At 71.0% G+C, this 1,548-nt stretch carries 1 protein-coding gene; it reads left to right on the plus strand.

The window, feature by feature from the left end; all coding sequences use genetic code 11:
• A partial coding sequence (aceB, locus tag E1218_RS35710; RefSeq protein ID WP_407657670.1) for a malate synthase A occupies window positions 1-1,548 on the plus strand: 1,548 nt, incomplete at both ends.

The raw sequence follows: 1,548 nt of genomic DNA on the forward strand, positions 1-1,548 counted from the left end.
AGGTCATCGGTGCACGGCAGGACCGGTACGACGAGATCCTGACCGAGCGGGCGCTCGGGCTGATCGAGCGGTTGCACCGGGAGTACGGCGCCCGCCGGCTGGAACTGCTGGAGCGCCGGCGCGAGCGGGTGGCGGCGATCGCGGACGGGGCGTCCCTGGGCTTCCTGCCGGAGACCAAGGACGTCCGCGACGACCCGGATTGGCGGGTCGCGCCGGCCGCGCCCGGGCTGGTCGACCGGCGGGTGGAGATCACCGGGCCGACCGACCGGAAGATGACCGTCAACGCGCTGAACTCCGGCGCGAAGGTGTGGCTGGCCGACCAGGAGGACGCGAACACCCCGCTGTGGGAGAACGTCGTCGGCGGCCAGCTCAACCTGCTCGACGCGATCACCCGGCGGATCGACTTCAGCACCGGCACCAAGAGCTACGCGCTGAAGCCGGACGACGAGCTGGCCACGATCGTGGTCCGGCCGCGCGGGTGGCACCTGCCGGAGAAGCACGTCCTGGTCGACGGCGAGCCGGTGTCCGGCTCGCTGGTCGACTTCGCGCTCTACCTGGCCGCCTGTGGGCAGCTGCAGCTCGACCGCGGCCAGGGGCCGTACTACTACCTGCCGAAGATGGAGTCGCACCTGGAGGCCCGGCTCTGGAACGACGTGTTCGTCACCGCGCAGGAGGACCTCGGCATCCCGCGCGGCACGATCCGGGCGACCGTGCTGATCGAGACGTACCCGGCCGCGTTCGAGATGGAGGAGATCCTCTACGAGCTGCGGGAGCACTCGGCCGGGCTGAACGCCGGCCGCTGGGACTACATGTTCAGCGTGATCAAGACCCACCGGACCCGGGGCACCGACTTCCAGCTGCCGGACCGCAACAGCGTCACCATGACCGTGCCGTTCATGCGGGCGTACACCGAGCTGCTGGTGCGGACGTGCCACAAGCGTGGCGCGCACGCGATCGGCGGGATGGCGGCGTTCATCCCGAGCAAGGACCCGGTGGTGAACGAGCAGGCGTTCGCGAAGGTGACCGCGGACAAGCAGCGCGAGGCCGGGGACGGGTTCGACGGGTCCTGGGTCGCCCACCCGGGCATGGTCGAGGCCTGCCGCACGGCCTTCGACGCGGTCCTCGGCGCGGAGCCGAACCAGCTGGGCAAGCTGCGTGAGGACGTGTCCGTCACCGCGGCGGACCTCCTCGACGTCGCGTCCACGCCGGGCGAGGTGACCGAGGCCGGCCTGCGCAACAACGTCAGCGTCGCGGTCCAGTACCTGGCGGCCTGGCTGGACGGCCGCGGTGCGGTCGGCATCTTCAACCTGATGGAGGACGCCGCCACGGCCGAGATCTCGCGCTCACAGATCTGGCAGTGGCGGGCCAACGCCGTCGTCCTGGACACCGGCGACACTGTCACCACCGACCTGGTCCAGCGGATCGCCGACGAGGAGATCGCCAAGCTCGGCGACGACCCGGACCGCTTCGAGGCGGCCCGGGAGCTCTTCCTCGAGACCGCGCTGGCCGACGAGTACGCCGACTTCCTCACGCTGCCGGCGTACGAGC

Source organism: Kribbella turkmenica (genome assembly GCF_004348725.1).
Taxonomy (GTDB): Bacteria; Actinomycetota; Actinomycetes; order Propionibacteriales; family Kribbellaceae; genus Kribbella; species Kribbella turkmenica.